Source organism: Duganella sp. BJB1802 (assembly GCF_013369445.1).
Classification (GTDB): Bacteria; Pseudomonadota; Gammaproteobacteria; order Burkholderiales; family Burkholderiaceae_D; genus Rugamonas; species Rugamonas vulcania_A.
This window is the reverse complement of record NZ_JABWEF010000005.1, coordinates 265,312-286,843: the sequence shown is the minus strand read 5'-3', so window position 1 is coordinate 286,843 and position 21,532 is coordinate 265,312. Positions and strand designations below refer to the sequence as shown.

The window sequence follows — 21,532 nt, the reverse complement described above, 5'->3', positions numbered from 1 at the left end:
ATTCGTCGGCACGTGGCATCCGCACTTCCCAATTTGAGACCCAGGAGTACCCCATGATGTTGCAGAACCCAGCAGCGAAGTACCGCGCCTTCCCACCTGTCCAATTGTCCGACCGCCAGTGGCCGAACAACGTCATCTCCAAACCGCCGATCTGGATGAGCACCGATCTGCGCGACGGTAACCAGGCCTTGATCGAGCCGATGAGCGCCGAGAAGAAGCTGCGCTTCTTCGAACTGCTGGTGAAGATCGGCCTCAAGGAAATCGAAGTGGGCTTCCCTTCCGCCTCGCAGACCGACTTCGATTTCGTGCGCAAGCTGGTCGAGGAAAACCGCATCCCCGACGACGTCACCATCATCGTGCTGACCCAGTCGCGCGATGAACTGATCCGCCGCACCGTGGAATCGGCGGCCGGCGCCAAGCGCGCCATCGTCCACCTGTATAACTCGGTGGCGCCGGTGTTCCGCAAAGTGGTGTTCGGCATGTCGCGCGAAGAGATCACCAACATCGCCACCACCGGCACCAAGCTGGTGAAGGAATTGATCAAGCAGCATCCGCAGACCGAGTGGGGCTTCGAGTACACGCCTGAATCGTTCTCCACCACCGAACTCGATTTCTCCAAGCATATCTGCGACGCCGTCACCGCGATCTGGGAACCGACCCCGAACAACAAGATGATCATCAACCTGCCGTCGACGGTGGAGTGCAGCACGCCCAACGTCTACGCCGACCAGATCGAATGGATGTCGCGCAAGCTGGCCCGCCGCGATTCGCTGATCATCAGCGTCCACCCGCACAACGACCGCGGCACCGCCGTGGCCTCCGCCGAGATGGCCGTGATGGCCGGCGCCGACCGCGTCGAGGGCTGCCTGTTCGGCAATGGCGAACGCACCGGCAACGTCGACCTGGTCACGCTGGCCTTGAACCTGTACACGCAAGGCGTGCATCCTGGCCTGGACTTCTCCGACATCGACGAAGTGCGCAAGTGCGTCGAAGAGTGCAACCAGCTGCCGGTACATCCGCGCCATCCATACGTGGGCGACCTGGTGTTCACCGCCTTCTCCGGTTCGCACCAGGACGCGATCAAGAAGGGCTTCGCCCAGCAGCAGGAAGGCGCGCTGTGGGAGATCCCCTACTTGCCGATCGACCCGCAGGACCTGGGCCGCAGCTACGACGCCGTCATCCGCGTCAACAGCCAGTCCGGCAAGGGCGGCATGGCCTACTTGCTGGAGCAGGACTACGGCCTGGTGCTCCCGCGCCGTTTGCAGATTGAGTTCAGCCGCGCGGTGCAGGCGGTGGCCGATTCCACCGGCCTGGAAATCACCTCCGAAGGCATCTACGACATCTTCCGCAAGGAATACCTGGAGCAGGTTGCGCCCTACGCCTACAACGCGCACAAGATGGTGGAAGACACCAGCAGCGATGAGCCGGTGCAGATCGACATCGCCCTCACCCATCGCAAGGCGCCATTGGCCCTGCAAGGCGGCGGCAACGGCCCTATCGACGCCTTCGTCAACGCGCTGGGCCTCGACATCAAGCTGATGGACTACCATGAGCATTCGATCGGCTCGGGCGCCAACGCCAAGGCGGCGTGCTACGTCGAACTGCGCCTGGCCAACGGCCCGACCCTGTTCGGCGCCGCCACCGACAGCAATATCCTCACGGCCTCGTTCAAGGCGGTGCTGAGCGCCGTTAACCGCCAGCTCAAACAGCAGGAAACCGCAGCAGCACCAGCCGGCGCCGACGCCACCGCGTAAGACCAGTACCGGCCAGCCGCCGCCAGAGCCGGATTTTGAAGGGCGCCCCACGAGGGCGCCCTTTCACCATCCATCTCATCCAAGACCATGAATAAATCCGCACTATCCGCCGCAGCCTTCCTGCTGGCCGCCGCCGGCGCCCACGCGACACCACCCGCCGGCCAGGACGCGCTGGCAGGCGCACAAGTCAAGGTCGATGTCGGCGGCCGCAAACTGAATATGTACTGCACCGGCAGAGGCTCACCGACCGTGCTGTTCGAAGCGGACGGCGGCCGCGCGGGCTGGGATTGGTCGGCCGTGCTGCCGGAAGTGGCCAAACGCACCCGCGCCTGCGTCTACGACCGCGCCGGCATGGGCGCGAGCGAGCCGGCCATCCGCGCATCGACCGTCGCCAACGCCAGCAAGGACTTGAACTTCCTGATCAAGAACGCCCGCATGGATGCGCCATTTGTGCTGGTGGGTGCTGGCTACGGCGCGATGGTGGCGCAGCACCATGCGCTGCGCTCGCGCGGCGCCGTCACCGGCCTGGTGCTCGTGGAAGCGATGCACGAGGACGCGCTGCCGGCGGACCGCGCCGCCCGCCTCGACGCGGCGCTGACCTGCCTGGCCGCCGCGGAAGATGGCAAAACGGTCGCCGCCTGCGCCTATCCGGCCACCGCCATCAATGGAGAAGTCGGCCCGCGCCTGGCGGCGGCACAGGCGGCGCAGGTGGCCCGGCCATCCTACTGGCGCGCCCGCGCCTCCGAACTTGACAGCCTTGAGACCAGCGCCAGCCAGATGCGCGCCGCGCGCAAGCCGTTCGGCGACATGCCGCTGGCGGAGGTGGCGCACGGCGAACCGGCCGCCGTCGTCGCCGCCGTGATGGAAGTGCTGGACAAGCAGAAGTAAGCTAGCGGGCTGTCCTCGATGCTGCAGACAGGGTCGAGGAAGCCCAACGTATAAAAGAACTTGCCGCCCCGGTAGGGCATCAGCGGGTCCGCCGTGCAGCCGAAGATCAGCGCCGGCAGCGCGACCGTGGGCGGGCGCGCCGCGTGCGGCGGCGGCATGCAGGACAAGACCACCGAAAACGCGGCCAGCTTGTGCGGTATCTCCACCGCCGCGCGGTAGGCCAGCAAGCAGATAGCGGCGAAGTCCCTCCGGCCGCGCAAGCGTTTCAGGCATCGCCTGCGCACAGGATGAGGAAGCGACGGCTGTGCCAAGAAAAGTCGCCCTCAGTCCGGCGCGTAGTCGTCCCGACATGCTTACTCCAATGATAAAAGTATCACGATACTATGCACCGTCCATCCGGCGCAACAGTCGCCTTCCGCCGATGCCTCCGCACCGCAGCATTGTCGCTATACTTGGCTTTCGCTCGGTGTTCTCATGGAGTCATGCATGAATATCTCGAATCTGAAAATCGGCATGCGGCTGGCGATTGCCTTCGGTGCGGTGCTGGTGCTGATGGCGGCGCTGATCGGCGTTGGCCTGCAAAGGCTGGACAGCATCAGCCGCCTCAACGCGGTCATCCTCGACAAAGACTGGGTGAAGGCCGAGGCGGCGGCCGTCGTCGGCAGCACCACCCGCGCCAACGCGGCGCTCACGCTGGAGCTGTTCACCACCGGCGACCCGGCCCGCACGGCCGAAATCTACCGCGAGATAGACGTCAATAAGAAAACCATCAGCACCGCACTCGAAACCCTCGACTCGCTGCTCTATACGGAGGAAGGCAAGGCGCTGATGGCCGGCATACGCGAACAGCGCAAGGCCTACGTGGTGTCGTTCACGCGCGTCGCCAAGCTTCTGGCCGACGGCCAGCGCGACGACGCCCTCGCCGCGCTGCGCACCGACATGCAACCCAGACTGGCCAAGGTGCAGGCCAGCATACGCCAACTGTCGGAGCTGCAAAAATCCGTCGCCGCCTCCAACGGTGAGCTGGTCAGGCACAATATCTCCATGGCCAGCCAGATCATGGGTTGGCTGGGCGTGGTGGCGCTGGCCCTGGGCCTGGCCTTCGCGTGGCGCGTCACGCGCTCGATCACCGATCCGATCAGCCATGCGCTGAAGATGGCGCGCGCCGTGGCCTCGGGCGACCTGACCTGCCGCGTCACCAACGAGCAGCGCGACGAAATGGGACAGCTGCTGGAGGAACTGGGCAAGATGAACGACAACCTCGCCCACATCGTCGGTCGCGTGCGCAACGGCACCGGCGCCATCACCACCGCCTCGGCGGAAATCGCCAGCGGGAATATGGACCTGTCTTCCCGCACCGAGCAGCAAGCCAGCTCGCTGGAGGAAACCGCCGCGTCGATGGAGGAGCTGACCAGCACCGTCAAGCAAAACGCCGCCAACGCCCAGCAGGCCAACGATCTGGCGCTATCGGCGTCGGAGGTGGCGCAGCGCGGCGGCGACGTGGTGGCGCAGGTGGTCGGCACCATGAACTCGATCAATGATTCGTCGCGCAAGATCGTCGACATCATCGGCGTCATCGACGGCATCGCCTTCCAAACCAATATCCTCGCACTGAACGCGGCGGTGGAAGCGGCGCGGGCCGGCGAGCAGGGGCGCGGTTTTGCGGTCGTGGCGTCGGAAGTGCGCAACCTGGCGCAGCGTTCGGCCAGCGCGGCCAAGGAAATCAAGATGCTGATCGACGATTCGGTGGACAAGGTGTCGGCGGGCGCGCGCCTGGTCGACCTGGCCGGCGCCACCATGAACGAGGTGCAGGAAAGCGTGCGCAAGGTGACCGACATCGTCGGCGAGATCACGCTGGCCAATCGCGAGCAGACCGGCGGCATCGAGCAAATCAACATCGCGATCAGCCAGATGGACCAGGTGACGCAGCAGAACGCGGCGCTGGTCGAAGAGGCGGCGGCCGCCGCAACCGCGATGCAGGACCAGGCCGGGGAGCTGAATCAGGTGGTCAGTCAGTTCCGGCTGGTGGCATAGCGGCCGACATCATGATCTCGTCGTGGAATCGGCCATCGACGATCATCGAATCCGGTTCGCGGCCGAATTCGATGAAGCCCAGCGACTCGTACAGGCCCACCGCTTCCGCATTGCCGGCGGTGACCGAGATCGTCATGCGCTGCACGCCTTCCAGCGTTGAGGCAAACGCCAGCGCATGCTCCATCAGCCGGCGCCCTATGCCGCGTCCGCGATGGCTCTCAGCGACATACATGGCACGCACATAGGCCTTGTGCATGACCTTGAGCGCAGTCTCGCGCCCGACGCCGACGATGCCCACCAATTGATCGCCGTCGAAGGCGCCGAACATATTGCGGCCCGAATCCGGCGCCAGCCTGGCCTCTATGGTCGACAGCGGCGTGTCGCACTCCTCCTCGTAGCTGGAACCGAAGGCGGAGGGAGCGCCGCGCAACCCCGCCAGTCGCAGGGACTGGAACGCGGCGGCGTCGGATGAAACCAATCGGCGTACAAGCATGCTGCTTCCGGGGCTGTTAGTGAATCGCCAATTATAGCGGCAACTCGAAGCGATAACCTACGCCATAAACCGATTGCAGGCACTCGGCATCCGGCAGCTTGCGGCGGATGTTCTTGATGTGCGAATCGACGGTGCGGTCGCCGATGTCGCGCTGGTCCTGGTGCGCAAAGTCGAGCAGTTGCTGGCGTGTGTAGACCCGGCTCGGGTTGTCGATCAACTCGGCCAGCAGGCGAAACTCCAGTGGCGTCAACGCCAGCGCCGCGCCCTTGTGCAGCACGCGCATGCCGGCGCGGTCGATCTGGAACGGCGAGGCGGGTGCGGCCGGCGCCTGTGGCGCGGCCGCCGCGCTGCGGCGCAGATGCGCGCGGACACGGGCCACCACCTCGCGAGGGCTGAATGGCTTGCAGACGTAATCGTCGGCGCCGCTGTCGAGGCCCAGCAAGCGGTCGATCTCGTCGACCCGGGCGGTCAGCATGATGATGGGCAGCTGGGAGAATGCGCGCACCTCGCGGCACACGCCTATGCCGTCCAGCTCCGGCAGCATCAGGTCCAGCAGCATCAGGTCCACGCCGCCGCTGCGGACGATGTCGACCGCGCCGCGGCCGTCGGCGGCCAGCCGCGTGGCCCAGCCGGCGGCGTTCATGTAGTCCGCCAGCAGCGCGGCGATCTTGGTGTCGTCTTCAACAATCAGGATATTGGGCACGTCTTCGCTTCCTATGTTTTCAATGGCAGGCGCACCGTTATTTTGACACCGCCCAGCACCGACGGCGCGGCGACTATGCTGCCGCCGTGCGCATCCACCAGCGCTTTGCAGATCGCCAGTCCCAGCCCGCTGCCGCCACGCTCGCGCGTGCGGGCGCCGTCCACGCGGTACAGCCGTTCGAAGATGCTGCCAAGGACGGCGGCCGGCACGCCGGGCGCGCTGTCTTCCACCACGATCTCGGCATGCCCGGCGGCGCTGCCCAGCGCGACCACCACCTGGCCGCCGCTGTCGGTGTAGCGCAGGCTGTTTTCCAGCAGGTTGGTGAACACCTGCTGCAAGCGGCCAGCGTCGCCTTGCAGCAGCAGCGGCGCGGACGGCAGGCTCCAGCTCAGGTCCAGGCCGCACTTCTGCGCGCGCGGCTGGTAGCGTTCCAGTGTTGGCCGCAGCAGCTCGGCCAGGTTCAGTTCATGCCAGTGATAGTGCAGGTCTCCCGCGTCGGCCATCGTCAGCTGGTGCAGGTCGTCGACCAGTTTATTCAGGCGCAGCACCTCTGCATGCAGCGATTGCAGCGCGTTGGCGTCCGCCTGGCGAATGCCGTCCAGCAGCGCTTCGATCTCGCCGCGTATCACCGTCAGCGGCGTGCGCAGTTCATGCGAGACGTCGGCCAGCATCTTGCGGCGCTGGCGTTCGCTGTCCTCCAAGGCTTCGGCCATGGCGTTGACGTGCAGCGCCAGTTCAGCCACCTCGTCGCGCGACAGCAGCGGCGCGCGGGCGCTCAATTCGCCCAGCGCCAGCCGCGCCGTCACGTCGCGCAGCGCGGCCACGGGCCGCAGCAAATGGCGGGCAAGCCAGATAGCCGCCAGCACCGCAAGGCCGATCAGCACGACGGACAGCAGCAGGATCGACTGCAGTTGCTCGCGCAGGAAGACGGTGGCGCTGGAGTCCTCGCCGCCGGTCTGCCGCAAGGGCATCAGCCGCATATGGCCGACCACGACGCCATCGACCTTGATCGCCCGCTCCACGCCTGGCGGCAGGTCGGGAGGGCCGATCAACCTACGGCCCTCGGCGTCTGTGATCGAGATGCGCGAGGCGAAGTCCAGTGGATCGTTGCGGCGCGGCGGCGCTTCGCCTGGCGGCGGATCCGCGCGCGGTGGCGGCTCGTCCCTCGCCAGCCCGTAGCCTCGCGGTGGCGGCGCGCCGTCGGGCGGCGGCGGACGGCGGCCGTGACGCGGGCGGTGCGCATCGCCATCCGGCTCGAACACCTGGCTGCGCGGCGTCATCCGCGCCAGCACGTCGCCGAGCGCGCGTGGCTGCCCGCGCAACCATTCGAAATTACCCTCGATGCGATAGCGATCCTCCAACAGCTCGCGCAGCTGGTCGAAGTCCTGGACCTGAAGTTCGTTGAGATAGGCGACGAAGCCGCGCTTGAGGTTACTGCTGGCCACCCACGCCATCGTGCCCACGCACAGGATGACGATAGCGGTCACCGCCAGCGCGATCTTGCGGGCGATGGTCAACCGCATGGCTGGCTCCTTGGCTTCATGCCTCCATCATAACCGCCAAATGTGGAGAAATTATGAGGCACTGGCAAAAACGCGACATCACCACCGGCCTTCATTTTTTCTACACATTTGCACGGCAATCTCGCACCGTCACCACACCAGACGGAGAACACCATGTATCAACGCGCGCTTTACCTGACACCGGCCATCCTCGCAACCCTGCTGGCGGCCTGCGGCGGCAGCGACCCAACGGCGGCCAGCAACACAGTCACCGCCACCGAGGGCGTGCAGCAGAGCGCCGCACCGACCGCCCCCGCCACGCAGTCCGGCGTCTCCGTGCTGGCGGCGGCCGCGCCGGTGGCGCCGCCCGTGGTGCTGGCCCAGGTGACCAACGACGAAGGCACGTCGCTCACCTTCAGCACCGCAGGCGCGGTGGACACGGCCAATCCCTTCTTCAAACCCTTCGGCAACGGCCGCTCCTGCGCCACCTGCCACCAGCCGGACAACGGCTGGAGCATCGGCCCGGACAAATTGGCCGAGCGCTTCACCAACAGCGGCGGCACCGATCCGGTGTTCCGCCTGGTGGACGGCGCCGTCTCGCCGCTGGCCGCCACCGCCACGCTGGACCAGAAGCGCGTCGCCTACAGCATGCTGCTGACCAAGGGCCTGATACGCGTCGGCCTGCCGATGCCCACCGGCGCCGAGTTCACACTGATCAAAACCGATGACCCGTACAACTACGCCAGCGCCAAGGAGCTGTCGCTGTTCCGCCGCCCGCTACCCACCACCAACCTCAAATTCACCAGCAGCGTGATGTGGGACAGCCGCGAAACCGCCAGCGATCCCGCCTCCGCACTGTGCCTGAAGGAGGTGCGGCCAGCGCAATGCTTCGCCACCGCCGATGCAGGCCTGCTGCATCAGTCCAACGACGCCGTGCGCGGCCACGCCGAAGCCGCGCAGGACCTCACCGCCGCCGAACAGAGCGCCATCGTCGATTTCGAGAAGACGCTGTTCACCACCCAGGTCAGCTCCATCGACGCCGGCAGCCTGACCGACGCCGGCGCGCTGGGCGGCCCGGCGCGGCTGGCCTCCGCCGCTTTCTACTTCGGCATCAACGACCTCGAATCCGGCGACTACCAGACCGGCGCACCGTTCAACCGCAACGTGATGGCGATCTTCGGCGCCTGGCGCAACCTGGATCGTCCTGCGCCGCCTCCACCGCCACCCGCACGCGGCCGCCCCGCTCCACCACCGCCCGCCCCGCCTAGCCCGCAGAATCTGGCGCGCGCCTCGATCGCGCGCGGCGAACAAATCTTCAACAACAAGCCGTTCAACATCACCGGCGTGGCCGGCTTCAACGACGAGTTGCGGCGCCCTTTACAGCGTGGCACCTGCGCCAGCTGCCACGACACGCCCGCCTCCGGCACGCATTCGATCGTCCGCATGTTCAACACCGGCGTCTCCGACGGCTCGCGCCGCACGGCCGACATGCCGCTCTACACGCTGCGCAACAACGTCACCGGCGAAACAGTGGCCACCACCGATCCGGGTGCAGCCATGCAGACGGGGAAATGGAAGGACATCGGCCGCGTCAAGGTTCCGGGCCTGCGCGGCATCGAATCGCGCTCACCCTACTTCCACAACGGCTCGGTGCATACGATCGAGGACATCGTGACCTTCTACGACAAGCGCTTCGCCATCGGCTTCACCGCGCAGGAGGCGGCCGACCTGGCGGCCTTCATGAAGGCGCTGTAAGCCTTACGGCGCCAGGCGCGCCAGCCGGATGCCCGTGAACTGCCAGCGGGCGCCGGCAGGGAAGAAATTGCGATAGCTGGCGCGCGCATGGCCGTCCGGCGTGGCGCAGGACGAGCCGCGCAACACGTACTGGTTCAGCATGAACTTGCCGTTGTACTCGCCCAGCGCGCCGGGAGCGCACTGGTAGCCGGGATAGGGAGCGTAGCTGCTGCTGGTCCACTGCCAGCAGTGGCCGAACATCTGCAACAACCCGTCCGCATCGGCGGCGCCGGCAGGATGCAGCGAACCGTTTTCCACCACCGCCCGCGCGGCGGCGAATTCCCATTCCGCCTCGGTAGGCAAACGGGCGCCGGCCCAATGTGCATAAGCATCCGCCTCGTATAGCGACAAATGCGTCGCGGGCCGCGACAGGTCCAGCGCCTGCGCGCCGTGCAGCGTGAATTCCTGCCACTGCCCCTTGTCGTCCTGATGCCAGTACATCGGACAATTCAGGTTCTGGCCGCGCACCCAGTCCCAGCCCTCGGCCAGCCACAAGGCGGCGTTGAAGTAGCCGCCGGCGGCGATGAATTCCAGGTACTCGCCGTTCGTCACCAGCCGCGAGGCCAGCTCGAACGGCGCCACGTACTGCTTGTGGCGCGGCAGCTCGTTGTCGAAGCAGAAGCCCTCGCCCTGGTGGCCGATGTCGGTCAGGCCGCCCTCGAACGGCAGCCACGCCATCGCCGGCGCCGCCTTGGCCCGCGCCAGCGGCACGTCCATGTACTCGGGCAGCAGCGCGCTTTGCGCCAGCAGGTGCTTGACGTCGGTGAGCATCAGCTCCTGGTGTTGCTGTTCGTGCTCCAGTCCCAGCGTGACCAGCATCGTCAACTGGGCGCGCTGTTCGGCATCGAGGTCGGCGGCCAGCAGTCGGGCGATGCGGGCGTCGACATCGGCGCGGTAGGCGCGCACCTGCGCCATCGCGGGCCGCGTCAGCAGGCCGCGCTGCGCGCGCGGATGCTTCTCGCCGATGCCGTTGTAGTAGGAGTTGAACAGCACCCGGAACGCCGGATGGAACGGCGCGAAATCCGCCTCCATGCGTTCAAGGATGAAGGTCTCGAAGAACCAAGTGGTGTGCGCCAGGTGCCACTTGATGGGACTCGCATCCGGCATCGACTGCGCGCCGCAATCCTCGTCGGTGAGCGGCTCGGCCAGCGCCAGCGAACGGCGGCGCACCTTGTCGTAGCGGGCGGTAAGGTCCAGTTGCGGTGGGCGCATGTCCATGGGCGTGATCGGCTTTCAGGATTGAGTGACTTGGGCGTGGATGACGGCGAACCAGTTCGACGGATCGGTCCAGACCTGGGCCGACGAAAAGCCGGCCCGTTCCAGCAGGTCGACAAAGGACTGCCGCGTGTACTTGTAGCTGTCCTCGGTGTGGATGCGGTCACCGCGCGCGAATTCGCGCTCGCCGCCGTTCCAGCGCACGGTCAGCGCGGCGCGCGCCTCCAGGTGCATCTCGATGCGGCTTCCCTCCTCGTTGAAAAAGGCCCGGTGCTGCCACTGGCCGACATCGAAGTCCGCTCCGGCCAGGTGATTCAGGTGGCGCAGCATATTCAGGTTGAAGGCCGCCGTGACGCCCAGCGCATCGTCATAGGCCGCATCCAGCACGGCGCTGTCCTTGATCAAGTCCACGCCGATCAGCAGGCCGCCATCGGCGCCGGCGTTGTCGCGCAGGCCGCGCAGGAAGCCCACCGCCTGCTCCGGCGAGAAATTGCCGATCGACGAACCGGGATAGAAGAACAAGCGGCGGCCATGCCGCACGCTGTCCGGCAGCGCGAAGCCATTGGAAAAGTCCAGCCCCAGCGCGGTCATCTCGATGTCCGGGAAGCGCTGTTGCAGACGGCTGACCGCCTCGGTGAGGAAGTCGCGCGAGATATCGACCGGCACGTACTGCGCCGGCTGCAGCAGCGGGAACAGGCTGGCCGCCTTGGCGCAATTGCCCGCGCCCAGGTCGATCAGCACGGCGCCGGCGCCGATGGCGCGCGCCATGTCCGCGCCATGCTGGGCAAAGATGGCGGCCTCGGTGCGGGTCGGATAATATTCGGGAAGCTCGCAGATGGCCTCGAACAGCTTGGAGCCCAGGCCGTCGTACAGGTACTTGGGCGAGATGTGCGGGCGCGCGGCCAGCAGGCCGGCGCTGATTTCCGCGACCACCTCCGCGCTGCCATGCGCGTGCCGCCGCCGCTGCGGCGCAGGCGTGTTGCTGTCGTCGGGCGAAACAACACGGATCGCCGAGGAGCGGGACATCTGCATATATGCTCTGCCTTTAAAAGGTGGTCATCCCTGCTGCGGATAACATTTTTGTTATGATAGCCGAATATCCATTTTGCAGTGCCGGACCGATAAAACCGTGCGGTCTTTCACATTCGTCGAAATAGACATATAAATCTTACAAAAAAAAGGGCTCCCGACCATGAAATTTTCCGCCATGCGCGCCATCAAATCCCTGTTCGCCGCCGGCCTGATGCTGGCAGCAGCGCATTCCCAGGCCCAGTCGGCCGACCACGTGTTCCGCGTGTCCGCCATCCCGGACGAGGCGCCGACCGAATTGCAGCGCAAGTTCAAGCCGCTGGGCGAGTACCTGGAAAAGAAAATCGGCATGAAGGTCGAGTTCACCCCGGTCACCGACTACGCCGCCTCGGTCGAGGCGCTGATCAACAAGAAGGTCGACATGGTCTGGTTCGGCGGCTTCACCTTCGTGCAGGCCAAGGACCGCAGCAAGAACCAGATCACGCCACTGGTGCAGCGCGCCGAGGACGAGAAATTCAAGTCCGTCTTCATCACCACCAACAAGGACATCCACAAGCTGGAAGACCTGAAGGGCCACACGCTGAGCTTTGGTTCGGAATCGTCGACCTCGGGCCACCTGATGCCGCGCTCCTACCTGCTGGCCGCGAAGATCAACCCGGACACCGACCTGAAACGCATCGCCTTCTCCGGCGCGCATGACGCCACCGTGGCCGCTGTCGCAGGCGGCAAGGTCGACGCCGGCGCGCTGAACATCTCGGTGTGGGAAAAAATGGTCGCCGAGAAGAAGGTCGATCCGGCCGTGGTCCGCGTGTTCTACACCACGCCCGGCTACTACGACTACAACTGGAGCGTGCGTACCGACATGAACGCCGACCTGAAGAAAAAGCTGACCGACGCCTTCCTGGCGCTGGACGCCAAGAACCCACAGGACAAGGCCATCATGGACCTGCAGCGCGCCTCCAAGTTCATTCCGACCAAGGCCGAGAACTACACCGCGATCGAAGCCGCCGCACAAAACGCGGGCCTGCTGAAGAAGTAATCGATGTCCACTTACGACCTGCGGAACCTGACGGTGCGCCACATTGGCGCATCCCAGGCGTCCGCACTGCATGCGATCTCCTTGACGATAGAACAGGGCGAGCAACTGGCCCTGATCGGCCCCTCCGGCGCCGGCAAGACCACCTTGCTGGCGACGCTGGCCTGCGCCCACCAACCGGCTGAAGGCAGTTTCCAGGCCTTCGGCGTCGATCCGTGGGCGCTGGGCCACGCGGAGCGCCACCGTCTGCGCGCGCAGTTGTTCCTGGCGCCGCAAACGCCGCCGCTGCCACCGCGCCAGCGCGTGGTGACGGCGGTGCTGGCCGCGCGCCTGCCGCAATGGAGCTTGTGGCGCGCGCTGGTCTCGCTGTTCAAGCCTGCCGACCCGGAAGCGGCCTGGCAGGCGCTGTCGCGCTTTAACCTGGGCGACAAGCTGTATTCCCGTGTCGACCGCCTGTCCGGCGGCGAACGCCAGCGCTGCGGCCTGGCGCGACTGCTGCTGTCGCCGGCCAAGGCGCTGCTGGTGGACGAGCCGCTGTCCGCGCTCGACCCGATGCTATCCGAGCTGACGCTGGCCACCCTGCGCGACGAGGCCAGGGCCCGCAACGCCACCCTGATCTGCAGCCTGCACCAGGTCGACCTGGCGCTGAGCCACTTCCCGCGCATCGTCGGCCTGCGCGACGGCCGCATCGAATTCGACCTGCCGCGCGCCCAGGTCACGCCCGACATGATCGCCGCGCTGTATCAGGGCGAACAGCCCGCCGCCAGCGCCAAGCCGCTGGACCACGAGGCGATGGCGATCAAACTCGGCGTCGGCGCCTGCCTGTGATGGCGACGTTGTCCTCGCATCCGGATCCGGCCTGGCGCAGGCGCGTGACCGCCACCGTGGTCTGCCTGCTGATCCTGTGGCCGGCGCTGGTGGTCACAGAATTCAAGCCGTGGATCCTGTTCGACTGGCAAAGCATCAGCGCGACCGGGCGCTTCCTGGCCGACTTCCTGGTGCCAGCGCACAGTGCCGAATTCCTCGCCATGCTGCTGGAGCAGACCTGGCTGACCGTCGCCATCGCCACCTCCGGCCTGGCCCTGGCGCTGCTGGGGGCCATCCCCGCCACGCTGATCGTCAACGAACAGCTATCGATCTCGCGCCTGGGCACGGGCCGCATGCGGCCCCTGGCGATGCTGGCGCGCCAGTCGGTGCGCTGGACGCTGGTGCTGCTGCGCAGCGTGCCGGAGCTGGTGTGGGCGCTGCTGTTCGTGCGTATCATCGGCCTGGGGCCGACCGCCGGCGTGCTGGCCATCGCGCTCACCTACTGCGGCATGCTGGGCAAGGTGTACGCCGAGATCCTCGAATCGTCCGACTCCCACGCCAGCGACACGCTGCTGGTCAACGGCAGCGGGCGACTGGCCGCGTTGATGTATGGCGCGCTGCCGGAGGCGGCTTCGGAACTGATGTCGTACACTTTCTACCGCTGGGAATGCGCGGTGCGCGGCTCGGTGGTGATGGGCTTTGTCGGCGCCGGCGGCCTCGGTCAGCGCATGGACGAATCGATGAAGATGCTGGCCGGCGCCCAAGTATCGTCCATGCTGCTGGTGTTCGTGCTGCTGGTGGCGCTGGCCGACCAGTTCTCCAAAGTCCTGCGGAGGCGCCTCGGATGAACCACACCATCCCCAAGCCGCCGCGCCGCGACTGGACCGTGCTGGCCATGATGGCCATGCTGGCGGCGCTGGTCGTGGCCAGCTTCGCCTCGCTGCCATTGAAGTGGCGCGAATTCTTCACGCTGGAAGCGGTCAACAGCGCGCTGGAGCTGCTGGCCGGCTTCGCGCCACCCGACCTGTCCGCGCCCTTCCTGACCAAGACCGGCTGGGCCGCGCTGGAGACGATGGCCATGTCCGCACTCGGCACGCTGCTGGCGGTGATAGCCGGCCTGGCGTTCTCGCTGTCCGCGTCCGGCCGCTTCGGCCGCGTGGCGCGCTCGCTGATGCGCGGCCTGCTCAATGTGCTGCGCTCCATTCCGGAACTGGTGTGGGCCTCGATCCTGCTGATCGCCTGCGGCCTGGGGCCGTTCGGCGGCACGCTGGCGCTGGGCGCGCACACCGCCGGCGTGCTGGGACGCCTGTTCGCCGACTCGCTGGAGAACGCCGCGCCGCTGCCGGAACAAAGCCTGCGCACCAACGGCGCCTCCGCCGCCACGGCCTTCTTCTACGCCACGCTGCCGCAAACGCTGCCGCAGATGCTGTCCTACACGCTGTACCGCTGGGAGAACAACATCCGCGCCGCCGCCATCCTGGGCGTGGTCGGCGCCGGCGGGCTTGGGCAGATGCTCAAGTACCACCTGTCGCTGTTCCAGATGCAGAAGGCCGCCACCGTCATCATCGCCATGCTGCTGCTGGTCGCGATGGTCGATGGCATCAGCTTCGCGCTGCGCCGCGTCCTCACCCGCTAATCTTCGCCAAGGCCTTCATGCTCGAACTGCGCAACCTGTCCAAATCCTATGCCAGCGGCCGTCCGGTGCTGTCCAACCTGTCGTGGAACTTCAAGGCCGGCGAATTCGTCTCCATCATGGGCGATTCGGGCGTCGGCAAATCGACGCTGCTCAACCTCATCGCCGGCCTCGATACGCCGGACGCGGCGCCGGGCGACTCGCCCATCGTCGTCGACGGCGTGCCGATGTCCGGCCTGGACGACGATGCCGCCACCAAGCTGCGGCGCGCGCGCATGGGCTTCATCTTCCAGGCCTTCCACGTGCTGCCGCATTTGACGCTGCTGCAAAACGTGGCCCTGCCGCTGCTGCTGAACGGCCTGCCGACGGAACGCGCGGCGGAGATGCTGGAGGCCGTGGGCCTGGGCGGCCGTGGCGGCGACTTCCCGCATCAACTGTCCGGCGGCGAGATGCAGCGGGTGGCCATCGCCCGCGCGCTGGTGCACCGCCCCGCCCTGGTGCTGGCCGATGAACCGACCGGCAACCTCGATCCGGATACCGCCCACAGCATCCTCACTTTGCTGCGGCGGGAGATCAAAGCCACCGGCGCGTGCGCGATCATGGTCACGCATTCGCAGCACGCGGCCGAAATGACAGACAAAATCCTACAACTTTCAAAAACAGGGATACAAGAAACAACAAACGTCAACACGTTTAAGCAATAAACAAGATAATTTTTTTATCAAACCTTCGAATTCATGCTCCCGCGTAGTATTATTGAACTCAACTTGCATGGTTATCAAGAATGTTGAGTTGCGTACCACATTCAGACCAAAAAAGTGTGGACGCTAGCCTTGCCAGGAAACGTAATTTCTTTTCACGTTTTGAGCAAAGGAGGAGCAATCATGAACGTACGGCAAAAAAAGCTGGAACTGATCGAAGCCATGAATCGCGCTCGGGCGCTGGAACCTTCCAGTTTTGTTCCGAACAAGCTTCTTGATACTTTGATCGAAAAGATGAACCTCAAAAACGATGCGGAACTTTGCAGAGTCCTAGAGGTACAACCGCCCATCATCAGCAAAATCCGGCACCGGAAGTTGGCAGTTGGCGCCACCATTTTGCTGCGTATGCATGAGAAGTCAGATATCAGCATACGGGAATTGAAGGATCTGTCGACCGCGTCCATGCACTGAACAGCCTAGCTGCTCGTGCCATGCCAGGCGCCGGCATGCGGTATCCGGCGCCCTAAATGCGCCCTGCGTACAGCCCAAACCCCGCTGAACGCCGCATTACCCCCCATCTGTCTCGCCCCTTCCACACCTTGCAATTCGATACCCACCGACAATAAATCAGGCCTATACTGATTTGCGGCATCGCTATTCCCGCGCCTCTGGTTCCTGCGTCACGTTGTTCCCGAAAGGAAAACATCATGAGATGGTTCTACGATCTGAATATCGCCACCAAGCTGGTCGCCTCGTTCCTGGTGGTGCTGGGCCTGATGCTCGCCAATGGCGTCATCTCGATAGTCAACATGGGGACCATCAACGGCTCCACCCTGGACCTGTACACCAACTGGCTGCCCAGCGTGCGCGCGGTCATGACAGTCAAGTCCGACCTGCTTCAGGTACGCCGCTGGGAGCTGTCGTCCTTCCTCTACAGCGACGGGCCGGACCGCACCCGGATCACGACCAACCTGACCGCCGCCCTCTCCGCGCTCAGCAAGGATGCCGCGGTCTACGCGGCGCAGGTGTCGGAGCCGGAGGAAAAGCGCGTCTACGCCGAGATGACCAAGTCCATGGCCGGCTATCTGTCGTCGCATGAAAAAATCATGGCCCTGCTGGCGGCCGGTCCGGACAAGACCGACGACGCCAAGGCGCTGCTGGCCGGCGACTCGGCGCGGCAGCTGGGAGAACTGAGCACGCAGATCGACCAGCTGGTCAAGATCAATCTCGACGGCGCCGACCGATCGGGAGCCACGGCGGCCAGCATCTTCGCCAGCTCGCGCCTGTGGACCGTCGCACTACTGGTGGCCGCCATCCTGCTTGGACTGGTGCTGGCGGTCTGGGTGGCGCGCATCATCGCGCGGCCGCTGCGCACCGCGCTGGACGTGGCGCAGCAAGTGGCCAAGGGCGACCTGACGTCGTCGATCGAAGTCGAATCGGCCGACGAAACGGGGCAGCTGATGCAGGCGCTGCGCGACATGAACGACAACCTGCTGCGCATCGTCGGGCAGGTGCGCCACAGCACCGACGAAATCGCGACCGCTTGCGGCGAGATCGCCACCGGTAACCTGGACCTGTCCGCGCGCACCGAGCAGCAAGCCAGTTCGCTCGAAGAGACGGCCAGTTCGATGGAGGAGCTCACGTCCACCGTCAAGCACAACGCCGACAACGCGCGCCAGGCCAACCAGCTGGCGGCCAGCGCCACCAGCGTAGCGGCCAAGGGCGGCGACGTGGTGTCTCAGGTGGTCGACACCATGAACTCGATCAACGACTCGTCGCGCAAGATCGTCGACATCATCGCCGTCATCGACGGCATCGCGTTCCAGACCAATATCCTCGCGCTGAACGCGGCGGTGGAGGCTGCGCGCGCCGGCGAACAGGGACGCGGCTTCGCGGTGGTGGCCAGCGAGGTGCGCAACCTCGCGCAGCGCTCGGCCAGCGCGGCCAAGGAGATCAAGGCGCTGATCGACAATTCGGTCGGCCAGGTCACCATCGGCAACCGCCTGGTGGGTGAAGCCGGCACCACGATGACGGAGATCGTCGAAAGCGTGCGGCGCGTCAGCGACATCATGGGCGAGATCAGTTCCGCCACGCGTGAGCAGACCGAGGGGATAGAGCAGATCAACCAGGCGGTGTCGCAGATGGACGCGGTGACGCAGCAGAACGCCGCGCTGGTGGAGGAAGCGGCAGCGGCGGCGGGCAGCCTGCAGCAACAAGCCGAACACCTGACCGCCGCCGTGCAGGTGTTCAAGCTGCACGCGGAACCGGCTGTGCGGACTAGCCTCCCGCGCGAGGGCCGCAAGCCGGCGCTGCTGGCCGGCTAGGCCGCGCCGGCTAGCACTTCTCGTACTTCCAGTTGCGCGCCTTGCCTTCGGCGATCCACTCGACGGCCTGCTCGCGCCTGCGGGTGCGGGTCGCCTCGGTCTTGGCCTCGGCGATCCATTCCGCGTAGTCGCGCTTCTTGCTCGGGCTGAAGGCTTCGAAGTGCCGGTATGCCGCCGGCACTTCCTTCAGCGCGGCGGTCAGGTCGTCGGGGATGACCAGCGGGCGCGGCTCGGCGGGCTTGACGCGCGCCGGCGCGGCGATGCCGTCGTCGTTCAGCTTCATCGCCTTCTTGATGTAGCTGGTCAGGATTTTCTTGGACGGCAGGTCCTTGACGGACTCGATGCGGCCGAACTGGCCCATCGCCTCGCGGTTGGCCTCATCGGCCATCAGCAGCTCGCCCTTCCAGAAGCCCAGCGCACAGTGGGCCTTGAAGGCCGACATCCCGCACATCATGCCCTTGTACATAAAGTGCGGGAAGCTCCACTTCATCGTCTCATCCACTTCCGGGCAGGCCTCGTGGACGATGGCGCGCAGGTGCTTGAGGATGGGCTGCGCAAATTCGGCGGACTTGGCGATGTAGGCGTCAACGCGCGGGTCGATGGTGGGCATGACGATGCTCGGCTGGTTGTTGTTTTCCTCAATATACCAAATACTCGGGATGGCGCTTGGCCATTTCGCTTTCCAGCTGGTTGACGTAGGCAAAATTCGGCAGCGTCGGCGCGATGCGGCGGCCGATGTCCCAACTACGCCACGCCGCCGGCATGTCGAAGCGCATGATCATCAAGTCGCCCATGTCCTTCCAGGCGCCGCCCAGCACCGGATTGGCCTCCAGCACATCGGCGAACAACTGGCTGGATTCATTGAACTCCCGCAGCCTGGCGCGGTTGTTCGCTTCGAACAGCTTCAAAATGTAAGCCTTGCGCGGCGCCTGGCTGCGCAGGCCGGACAAGGTCTTCACCGCCGCTACAACCTCCTCCTGCTTGGTGACTTTGGTGGCGCTGAAGGCCAGGCTGACCGGAACGCTGGCGCGTACCTGCTCCAGCTGCGCCGGCGTGAAGGACAGCATCGGCGCGCCGGTGGACAGCGTGCACTCAATTCGGCCGAGCATCGTATCGAGCAGCTGGTCTTCGCGGTAGGCGGCCTCGGTGTCGCAGGGATGGGCTGCGCGCAAGGCGTCCAGCTGCTGCGGCGTCTGTGCCGCCATGCGGTCGACCAGCGCTTCCAGCGCGCCTTGCGTCGGCGTGGCCTGGCGGGGCGTGTAGCCTTGCAGCGTAAAGGCCGGCGGCGATGCGCCCTGCACCTTTTCCACATCCATGCGGACCGTCACGGGGGCCAGCGAGGTGTTGGTGGTGAAGGTCAGACTGTCGGGAATCACACCGCCCTCGGCCAGCTTGGCCAGCACTTGCGGATGGATCGATTGCACGTAGCGCAGCAGCTGCGCGAAGTGGGCCACATCGCGCGCGCCGGCTTGGGCGCCATGCTTGCTCCATGTCGCCAACGGGATGCCTTCGCTGGTGAAGCGCAGCGTGTCGCCGCTGGTGGCGGCGTCGATGACGGTGGCGCTGTCCTCGGCCAGCGTCAGCTCCTGCTCAAGGTCCACCTTGCGGACCGGCTTGAGATCGGGGTTGATCTTGGCCATCGCGGCATTCAGGCCGATGCGGTTGCGCATCTCGAAGACACGGAAGCCGAGGGTGTCGTACAGCGAGTAGTCGACATAGGTTTTGTTCGCGTCGTCCAGCACCACGCGGCGGCGGTTCTTAAAATCGTAGATCGTCGTCGCGTTGCCCGATTTGGCCGCGATGTAATCGTCGGCCAGCGTGACGAAGGCCGTGGTCTTGCTGTCCGGCGGCAGATTGGATGCGGACTTGGTCGGCTCGAAATGAACGGACGTGGTGACTTGCAGCGTGACCGCCGCGTGACAGCTTGCGCTGGCGGCCAAGGCCAACGCGGCCAACAACTGATTGCGATTCATGGATGTCCGTTCAGGGTTGCAAAAAGATCATGCTAACGTCTTTGGATTACATAGTTTGTAACATTTTGTTATGCGCGCCGTCCGGCGTAATTCGCGAACTATACTCAGCTTCATGAGACCTCTATCATTTTCCCTGGCCGCCTGCGGCGCCCTGCTCGCCGGCTGCGCCGCGACCGGCGGCGGCACCGGTCCGTCCGCCGTCAAGCCCGAGCAGCTCAGTGGGGCGCTGAACCGCGTCAGCTGGGGCGTCAACCTGGGCACCTACCAGCAGGCCGAAAAAGTCGGCTACGACGCCTGGCTGGAACAGCAGCTGCATCCCGGCGCCGCGCGCCTGCCCGCCGCCGCGCAGGCGCAGATCGACGCCATGACCATCACCCGCAAGCCGCTGCCGCAGCTGAACCAGGACCTGGAGCAGCAACGCAAGGACGCCGACAAGATCACCGACGACGACCAGAAGAAAGCCGCGCAGCAGGCCTACCAGCAGGAGTTGAACCGCATCGCCAAGGAAGCGGCCACGCGCTCGCTGCTGCGCGACCTGTACTCGCCCAACCAGCTGCAGGAGCAGATGACGTGGTTCTGGATGAACCACTTCAACGTCCATCAAGGCAAGAGCAACCTGCGCGTGCTGGTCGGCGACTACGAGGACAACGCGGTGCGCGCGCACGCGCTGGGCAAGTTCCGCGACCTGCTGTCCGCCACGCTGCGCCATCCGGCCATGATCCGCTACCTGGACAACGAGCAGAACGCCGCCGGCCATATCAACGAAAACTACGCGCGCGAGCTGATGGAACTGCACACCCTGGGCGTGGACGGCGGCTACAGCCAGCGCGACGTGCAGGAGCTGGCGCGCATCCTGACCGGCGTCGGCGTCAACATGGGCACGGCCACGCCGAACGTGAAGAAGGAACTGCAAGCGCAGTATGTGCGGCAAGGGCTGTTTGAATTCAACCCGAACCGCCACGACTACGGCAACAAGGAATTCCTCGGCCAGACCGTCAAGGGCCGCGGCCTGGCCGAAGTGGACGAAGCGCTGGACCGCCTGTGCCGCCACCCGGCCACCGCGCATTTCGTCAGCCGCAAGCTGGCGCTCTACTTCGTCGCCGACGAGGCGCCGCCGGCGCTGGTGGAACGCATGGCGGCCACCTTCCAGTCCACCGACGGCGACATCGCCGCCGTGCTGCGCACCATGTTCACGTCGGCCGAATTCGCGCAGTCGCTGGGCCGCAAGTTCAAGGACCCCGCGCACTACGTGGTGTCCGCCGTGCGCCTGGCCTACGACGACAAGGTGGTCCTCAACACCGGCCCGATGCTGTACTGGCTTAACCGCATGGCCGAACCGCTGTACGGCCGCCAGACGCCGGACGGCTACCAGCTCACGCAATCCGGCTGGGCCAGCCCGGGCCAGATGACCACCCGCTTCGAGATCGCCAAGGCCATCGGCTCCGGCAACGCGGGCCTGTTCAAGACCGACGGCCCGCAGGCGCAGGAGCGCGCCGCCTTCCCGCAACTGGCCAACGCCCTGTACTACCAGTCGCTGCAAAAGACCATCAGCCCCGCCACCCGTCAGGTGCTGGACCAGGCCACTTCGCCGCAGGAATGGAACACCTTCCTGCTGTCGTCGCCCGAACTGATGCACCGCTAAGGAA

Annotated in this window: 20 protein-coding genes; 13 read left to right on the top strand and 7 right to left on the bottom strand. The window is 65.6% G+C overall.

Annotated features, from left to right (window positions below; translation table 11 throughout):
• Positions 1-53: 53 nt before the first annotated feature.
• The 4 genes from leuA to HUX88_RS32965 all read left to right on the top strand — a co-directional run bounded on the left by leuA (position 54) and on the right by HUX88_RS32965 (position 4,676).
• Complete coding sequence (gene leuA / locus HUX88_RS10890; protein ID WP_117009804.1) at positions 54-1,754, top strand: 2-isopropylmalate synthase; 1,701 nt, start codon at positions 54-56, stop codon at positions 1,752-1,754.
• 87 nt (positions 1,755-1,841) lie between these two features.
• Positions 1,842-2,642: an alpha/beta fold hydrolase gene (locus HUX88_RS10885; RefSeq protein WP_176361785.1), complete on the top strand. Its 801-nt coding sequence runs from the start codon at positions 1,842-1,844 to the stop codon at positions 2,640-2,642.
• 93 nt (positions 2,643-2,735) lie between these two features.
• Positions 2,736-2,861, top strand: coding sequence for a hypothetical protein (locus HUX88_RS32970; RefSeq protein WP_301547071.1), 126 nt, complete (start codon positions 2,736-2,738; stop codon positions 2,859-2,861).
• A gap of 267 nt (positions 2,862-3,128) precedes the next feature.
• Positions 3,129-4,676, top strand: a complete 1,548-nt coding sequence (locus HUX88_RS32965; RefSeq protein WP_176361784.1) for a methyl-accepting chemotaxis protein — start codon at positions 3,129-3,131, stop codon at positions 4,674-4,676.
• Here HUX88_RS32965 and HUX88_RS10875 read toward each other — a convergent pair.
• From HUX88_RS10875 to HUX88_RS10865, 3 genes are read right to left on the bottom strand one after another with little or no spacing between them, the layout of a single operon-like run.
• On the bottom strand, positions 4,651-5,169 hold the full coding sequence (locus HUX88_RS10875) for a GNAT family N-acetyltransferase (RefSeq protein ID WP_176361783.1): 519 nt from the start codon (positions 5,167-5,169) through the stop codon (positions 4,651-4,653). The genes HUX88_RS32965 and HUX88_RS10875 overlap by 26 nt on opposite strands.
• Positions 5,170-5,200: 31 nt before the next feature.
• Positions 5,201-5,872, bottom strand: a complete 672-nt coding sequence (locus HUX88_RS10870) for a response regulator (protein WP_176361782.1) — start codon at positions 5,870-5,872, stop codon at positions 5,201-5,203.
• An 11-nt stretch (positions 5,873-5,883) separates the two neighbouring features.
• Positions 5,884-7,395 (bottom strand): ATP-binding protein, encoded by a 1,512-nt coding sequence (locus HUX88_RS10865; protein ID WP_176361781.1) that lies wholly within the window; start codon positions 7,393-7,395, stop codon positions 5,884-5,886.
• Between the two features lie 153 nt (positions 7,396-7,548).
• Between HUX88_RS10865 and HUX88_RS10860 the strand changes: the two genes are divergently transcribed.
• The gene (locus HUX88_RS10860; RefSeq protein ID WP_176361780.1) at positions 7,549-9,129 is read left to right on the top strand and encodes a cytochrome C; all 1,581 of its coding nucleotides are present in this window, start codon (positions 7,549-7,551) and stop codon (positions 9,127-9,129) included.
• Positions 9,130-9,132: 3 nt separating this feature from the next.
• Here HUX88_RS10860 and egtB read toward each other — a convergent pair whose 3' ends face one another.
• Both egtB and egtD read right to left on the bottom strand, forming a co-directional pair.
• Positions 9,133-10,386: an ergothioneine biosynthesis protein EgtB gene (egtB, locus tag HUX88_RS10855; protein ID WP_176361779.1), complete on the bottom strand. Its 1,254-nt coding sequence runs from the start codon at positions 10,384-10,386 to the stop codon at positions 9,133-9,135.
• Between the two features lie 15 nt (positions 10,387-10,401).
• The gene (gene egtD / locus HUX88_RS10850) at positions 10,402-11,415 is read right to left on the bottom strand and encodes an L-histidine N(alpha)-methyltransferase (RefSeq protein WP_217916287.1); all 1,014 of its coding nucleotides are present in this window, start codon (positions 11,413-11,415) and stop codon (positions 10,402-10,404) included.
• Between the two features lie 160 nt (positions 11,416-11,575).
• Here egtD and HUX88_RS10845 point away from each other — a divergent pair, with 160 nt between their 5' ends.
• The 7 genes from HUX88_RS10845 (at position 11,576) to HUX88_RS10815 (ending at position 17,913) form a co-directional block, all read left to right on the top strand.
• On the top strand, positions 11,576-12,451 hold the full coding sequence (locus HUX88_RS10845; RefSeq protein WP_117009795.1) for a putative selenate ABC transporter substrate-binding protein: 876 nt from the start codon (positions 11,576-11,578) through the stop codon (positions 12,449-12,451).
• A 3-nt stretch (positions 12,452-12,454) separates the two neighbouring features.
• Positions 12,455-13,276 carry a phosphonate ABC transporter ATP-binding protein gene (locus tag HUX88_RS10840; protein ID WP_176361778.1) on the top strand — a complete coding sequence of 274 codons (822 nt, stop codon included), beginning with the start codon at positions 12,455-12,457 and terminating at the stop codon, positions 13,274-13,276.
• Entirely contained in the window at positions 13,276-14,103 is an 828-nt protein-coding gene (locus HUX88_RS10835) for an ABC transporter permease (protein ID WP_176361777.1), read from the top strand. Before HUX88_RS10840 ends, HUX88_RS10835 begins: the two co-directional genes overlap by 1 nt.
• Complete coding sequence (gene phnE / locus HUX88_RS10830) at positions 14,100-14,891, top strand: phosphonate ABC transporter, permease protein PhnE (RefSeq protein WP_176361776.1); 792 nt, start codon at positions 14,100-14,102, stop codon at positions 14,889-14,891. Before HUX88_RS10835 ends, phnE begins: the two co-directional genes overlap by 4 nt.
• 17 nt (positions 14,892-14,908) lie before the next feature.
• The gene (locus tag HUX88_RS10825; protein ID WP_117009791.1) at positions 14,909-15,592 is read left to right on the top strand and encodes an ABC transporter ATP-binding protein; all 684 of its coding nucleotides are present in this window, start codon (positions 14,909-14,911) and stop codon (positions 15,590-15,592) included.
• Positions 15,593-15,772: 180 nt separating this feature from the next.
• Positions 15,773-16,060: a hypothetical protein gene (locus HUX88_RS10820; RefSeq protein ID WP_008447145.1), complete on the top strand. Its 288-nt coding sequence runs from the start codon at positions 15,773-15,775 to the stop codon at positions 16,058-16,060.
• Between the two features lie 236 nt (positions 16,061-16,296).
• Positions 16,297-17,913 carry a methyl-accepting chemotaxis protein gene (locus HUX88_RS10815; protein ID WP_176361775.1) on the top strand — a complete coding sequence of 539 codons (1,617 nt, stop codon included), beginning with the start codon at positions 16,297-16,299 and terminating at the stop codon, positions 17,911-17,913.
• Between the two features lie 10 nt (positions 17,914-17,923).
• Here HUX88_RS10815 and HUX88_RS10810 read toward each other — a convergent pair whose 3' ends face one another.
• Positions 17,924-18,523, bottom strand: a complete 600-nt coding sequence (locus HUX88_RS10810) for a YdeI family protein (protein ID WP_176361774.1) — start codon at positions 18,521-18,523, stop codon at positions 17,924-17,926.
• 28 nt (positions 18,524-18,551) lie between these two features.
• Positions 18,552-19,886, bottom strand: a complete 1,335-nt coding sequence (locus HUX88_RS10805) for a hypothetical protein (protein ID WP_176361773.1) — start codon at positions 19,884-19,886, stop codon at positions 18,552-18,554.
• 112 nt (positions 19,887-19,998) lie between these two features.
• On the opposite strand from HUX88_RS10805, the gene HUX88_RS10800 reads away from it, so the two are divergent.
• Entirely contained in the window at positions 19,999-21,528 is a 1,530-nt protein-coding gene (locus HUX88_RS10800; RefSeq protein WP_176361772.1) for a DUF1800 domain-containing protein, read from the top strand.
• The last annotated feature ends 4 nt before the right edge of the window (positions 21,529-21,532 follow it).

Bases quoted from the DNA above. Each gene is read 5' to 3' on its own strand.
- leuA (WP_117009804.1), top strand. From the start codon at position 54: ATGATGTTGCAGAACCCAGCAGCGAAGTACCGCGCCTTCCCACCTGTC.
- HUX88_RS10885 (WP_176361785.1), top strand. From the start codon at position 1,842: ATGAATAAATCCGCACTATCCGCCGCAGCCTTCCTGCTGGCCGCCGCC.
- HUX88_RS32965 (WP_176361784.1), top strand. From the start codon at position 3,129: ATGAATATCTCGAATCTGAAAATCGGCATGCGGCTGGCGATTGCCTTC.
- HUX88_RS10875 (WP_176361783.1), bottom strand. From the start codon at position 5,169: ATGCTTGTACGCCGATTGGTTTCATCCGACGCCGCCGCGTTCCAGTCC.
- HUX88_RS10865 (WP_176361781.1), bottom strand. From the start codon at position 7,395: ATGCGGTTGACCATCGCCCGCAAGATCGCGCTGGCGGTGACCGCTATC.
- HUX88_RS10860 (WP_176361780.1), top strand. From the start codon at position 7,549: ATGTATCAACGCGCGCTTTACCTGACACCGGCCATCCTCGCAACCCTG.
- egtB (WP_176361779.1), bottom strand. From the start codon at position 10,386: ATGGACATGCGCCCACCGCAACTGGACCTTACCGCCCGCTACGACAAG.
- egtD (WP_217916287.1), bottom strand. From the start codon at position 11,415: ATGCAGATGTCCCGCTCCTCGGCGATCCGTGTTGTTTCGCCCGACGAC.
- HUX88_RS10845 (WP_117009795.1), top strand. From the start codon at position 11,576: ATGAAATTTTCCGCCATGCGCGCCATCAAATCCCTGTTCGCCGCCGGC.
- HUX88_RS10840 (WP_176361778.1), top strand. From the start codon at position 12,455: ATGTCCACTTACGACCTGCGGAACCTGACGGTGCGCCACATTGGCGCA.
- HUX88_RS10835 (WP_176361777.1), top strand. From the start codon at position 13,276: ATGGCGACGTTGTCCTCGCATCCGGATCCGGCCTGGCGCAGGCGCGTG.
- phnE (WP_176361776.1), top strand. From the start codon at position 14,100: ATGAACCACACCATCCCCAAGCCGCCGCGCCGCGACTGGACCGTGCTG.
- HUX88_RS10825 (WP_117009791.1), top strand. From the start codon at position 14,909: ATGCTCGAACTGCGCAACCTGTCCAAATCCTATGCCAGCGGCCGTCCG.
- HUX88_RS10820 (WP_008447145.1), top strand. From the start codon at position 15,773: ATGAACGTACGGCAAAAAAAGCTGGAACTGATCGAAGCCATGAATCGC.
- HUX88_RS10815 (WP_176361775.1), top strand. From the start codon at position 16,297: ATGAGATGGTTCTACGATCTGAATATCGCCACCAAGCTGGTCGCCTCG.
- HUX88_RS10810 (WP_176361774.1), bottom strand. From the start codon at position 18,523: ATGCCCACCATCGACCCGCGCGTTGACGCCTACATCGCCAAGTCCGCC.
- HUX88_RS10805 (WP_176361773.1), bottom strand. From the start codon at position 19,886: ATGAATCGCAATCAGTTGTTGGCCGCGTTGGCCTTGGCCGCCAGCGCA.
- HUX88_RS10800 (WP_176361772.1), top strand. From the start codon at position 19,999: ATGAGACCTCTATCATTTTCCCTGGCCGCCTGCGGCGCCCTGCTCGCC.